This window comes from Methylobacterium sp. C33D, assembly GCF_053345825.1.
Genome location: NZ_JBKFAV010000152.1, coordinates 1 through 347, shown reverse-complemented (window position 1 = coordinate 347; position 347 = coordinate 1). Strand labels below are relative to the sequence as shown.

Genomic DNA, 347 nt, shown 5'->3' with positions numbered 1-347 from the left:
GGCCCGCGCCTCGACATCAACATGTACACCGACGGCCACACGGTCGAGGGCCTGAAGCGGCTGCCGCTCAACATGCTGGACGCCCTGCGCGCCCTGTCGGGCAGCGCGATCCTGGGCGGGGCCCTGGGCCCCTTCGTGCCGAGCTATCTCAAGCTCAAGAACGAGGAGTGGAACGCCTACTGCCAGCACCCCACCCAGTGGGAGCGCGACACGACCCTGGATTGCTGACCCCCCGGCGCCGGGCGCCAAGGGCCGGGAGCGGCCGGCTCATTTCAGATGGTAGGCCACGCCGGCGATCAGGGCCTTCTCCTCGGTGTTGATGGTGCGCCGCGGATCGGCGCCGAACT

1 pseudogene is annotated in these 347 nt (G+C 69.7%); it reads left to right on the top strand.

The window, feature by feature from the left end:
- A pseudogene (locus ACLBXO_RS31815) lies at window positions 1–228 on the top strand (type III glutamate--ammonia ligase); the annotation flags it as partial.
- Window positions 229–347: the final 119 nt, after the last annotated feature.